Below are 2580 nucleotides of genomic sequence, written 5' to 3'. Positions count from 1 at the left end.
CTCGGCTGCGTTGGCCGCCGACACCGACGCCAGGATGCGTTCGGTCGGCCTGCGTTCGCACGCACCCACCGACTCGATCGCCCAGCAGGTCGCGGTCCGGCTGCTCACCGATCGCGATGTCGCTCTGATCATCAGCGGATCGGGTGCCACGAGCGCATCGACCAAGGCCGCGCAGGCCGCTCGGGAACGCGGGGCCACCGTGGTGTCGGTGACGTCGTTCGCTCGCTCGACACTGGCGGCCGCGTCGGACATTGCGCTGGTGGTGGGCATGCGCGACCTCAGCTTCCAGCGCGAACTCGCCGTCACCAGCAGAATTCCGCACGTGATCTTGCTCGAAGGTCTGATGGCTGCACTGACCGACACATTGGGCGACCGGGCGTCGGCAGCGATGGCTGCGACGCTGGAAGTCATCTCCGGCAACCTCGGTGAGTGAAGCGTCACCTGTGGTCGGTGACACCGTCCCACCGGTGTGCACGCTAGGTTCACTACGGTAGAAGGCGAGCAGCGGCGCTCCGCCGCTGCCGCCGGCATGTCGACGACAGGACAGGGACCAACATCGTGAGTACAGACGACGCTGCCGTAGCAACGGTCGTTGCCGGAGTCGACCTGGGTGACCCGGAGCTCGCGCGATCCGTCGCCGACGGCCTCGCACGCGTCGAAGAACTGATGATCAGCGAACTCTCCGACGGTGAGGAGTTCCTCACAGAGGCCGCGCTGCACCTGGCCAAGGCCGGCGGGAAGCGATTCCGGCCCCTGTTCACCGTGCTCACCGGCCAGCTGGGACCGTCGCCGACCGATCCGGCGATCGTCACCGCGGCCACGGTCGTCGAACTGGTTCATCTGGCGACGCTCTATCACGACGACGTCATGGACGAGGCGTCGATGCGTCGAGGTGCCGAGAGCGCGAACTCACGCTGGGGCAACAGTGTGGCGATCCTCGCGGGCGACTACCTGTTCGCGCATGCGTCTCGTCTGGTGTCCACGCTCGGACCCGACGCCGTCCGAATCATCGCCGAGACCTTCGCCGAACTGGTCACCGGTCAGATGCGCGAAACCATCGGAGCCAAGAGCACCGACGATCCCGTCGCGCACTACTTGAAGGTCGTGTGGGAGAAGACCGGTTCGCTCATCGCCTCGTGCGGACGCTTCGGCGGAACCTTCAGCGGCGGCGACGCGGAACATGTGGGACGCCTCGAGCGCCTCGGCGACGCCGTCGGTACCGCCTTCCAGATCTCCGACGACATTATCGACATCTCCTCGGCCACCGAGCAGTCCGGCAAGACTCCCGGCACCGACCTGCGGGAGGGCGTACACACTCTGCCGGTGCTCTTCGCGCTGCGCGAGGAAGGTGCCGACGGCGATCGCCTCCGCGAGATTCTCGCCGGTCCGGTCACCGAGGATGCGCTGGTCACCGAGGCTCTGGAGCTGTTGCAGCGTTCACCCGGAATGGTCTCGGCGAAGAAGACTCTCGGTGAATACGCCGCTCGGGCACACGCAGAACTCGCACTGCTGCCGCAGGGGCCGGCCAACGATGCACTCGGCCGGTTGGTGAATTACACCGTCGAACGCGTGGGCTGACAACCCGGGAACCGCAGCTCGGGGTGTGTTCGTTGATCGGGTAGTGATACCCGGTACGAGGAGGCACTCCAGAGATGAACGGTTACGCGAACGGCGCGAAGACTTTCGGCCTGCTGGTCGGGATGTCGGCGCTCATCGTCTTCATCGGATCGCTGTTCGGTAACGCGACCATTCTCGTCGGCTCCATCGTGTTGGCCGTCGCCGTCAACGGCTACGCGTACTTCAACAGCGCGAAGATGGCGCTGCGTTCGATGCACGCGGTGCCGGTCAGCGAACTCGAGCAGCCGGCGATGTATCGGATCGTGCGGGAGTTGGCGACGACGGCTCATCAGCCCATGCCTGCGCTGTACGTCAGTCCCACCGACAACCCCAACGCCTTCGCCACCGGACGCAATCCGCGCAACGCTGCGGTGTGTTGCACCGACGGCATCCTGCGCATCCTCGACGAGCGCGAACTACGAGCGGTGCTCGGTCACGAACTCTCGCACGTCTACAACCGCGACATTCTGATCTCGTCGGTGGCCGGGGCGATGGCCGCTGTCATTTCGGGCCTGGCCAACCTGGCCTTCTTCGCCAACGTTTTCGGTGGACGCGGCAGCGGGGGAGCGAATCCGCTCGCGTTGCTGCTGGTGTCGATGCTGGGGCCCATCGCGGCCACTCTGGTTCGGCTGGCGGTCTCTCGTTCGCGGGAGTACCAGGCAGATCAGTCGGGAGCCGAGTTGACCGGTGATCCGCTGGCGCTGGCGTCGGCGCTCCGCAAACTCGAGCGGGGAGTGCAATTGGCACCGTTGCCGCCCGAGCCGCGATTGGCCGCCGAGTCGCATCTGATGATCGCCAATCCGTTCCGCATCGGTGACAAGGCGGGTCGACTGTTCGCCACCCACCCGCCGATGGCCGACCGCATCGAGCGACTCGAGCGGATGGCCGGCCACCGGCCGTACTGATCAGGAGCCTGCGGCATGTGAGCGGAAGTTCGTAGCGTGCGGGCTGTTTCAATTTGAT

Annotated in this window: 3 protein-coding genes; all 3 read left to right on the top strand. The window is 65.9% G+C overall.

Features of this window, described 5'->3' with window-relative positions:
• On the top strand, positions 1–433 hold a 433-nt coding region (locus tag RHBS_RS26775; protein ID WP_145977633.1), incomplete at its 5' end, for a MurR/RpiR family transcriptional regulator.
• 125 nt (positions 434–558) lie between these two features.
• The gene (locus RHBS_RS26770) at positions 559–1578 is read left to right on the top strand and encodes a polyprenyl synthetase family protein (protein WP_008713814.1); all 1020 of its coding nucleotides are present in this window, start codon (positions 559–561) and stop codon (positions 1576–1578) included.
• Positions 1579–1652: 74 nt separating this feature from the next.
• Entirely contained in the window at positions 1653–2522 is an 870-nt protein-coding gene (gene htpX / locus RHBS_RS26765; RefSeq protein ID WP_128646860.1) for a zinc metalloprotease HtpX, read from the top strand.
• Positions 2523–2580: the final 58 nt, after the last annotated feature.

This window comes from Rhodococcus sp. BS-15, from assembly GCF_000813105.1.
Taxonomy (GTDB): domain Bacteria; phylum Actinomycetota; class Actinomycetes; order Mycobacteriales; family Mycobacteriaceae; genus Rhodococcoides.
The sequence above is the reverse complement of the archived record's forward strand: the minus strand, read 5'-3'. Positions and strand labels throughout refer to the sequence as shown.

Excerpts from the sequence above, each read along its gene's own strand:
- htpX (WP_128646860.1), top strand. The coding sequence starts at position 1,653 with ATGAACGGTTACGCGAACGGCGCGAAGACTTTCGGCCTGCTGGTCGGG.